1 protein-coding gene is annotated in these 215 nt (G+C 39.1%); it reads left to right on the forward strand.

Annotated features, from left to right (window positions below):
- Window positions 1–215: transposase (locus tag PG418_RS17745; protein ID WP_498837806.1), on the forward strand; the 215-nt coding region annotated here is incomplete at both ends.

Consider the following 215-nt stretch of genomic DNA (forward strand, 5'->3'; position numbering starts at 1 on the left):
TATACAGAAAAAATGTGAGGGGAAATCAATACGGACGTAAGGAAGAACTGTATGAATACGAAGACTGTAGTGGATGTCCATATGCAGAGAAATGTAAGAAAACAGATAAGAATCGAACCGTTCGGATCAATCAGGAATTAACTTCCATGCATCAGGAGGTAATCGAAAACCTAGAAAGTATCCACGGTGCGTTATTACGAATGAACCGTTCGATA

The organism is Bariatricus sp. TF06-38A (assembly GCF_027690675.1).
GTDB lineage: Bacteria > Bacillota > Clostridia > Lachnospirales > Lachnospiraceae > Allocoprococcus > Allocoprococcus comes.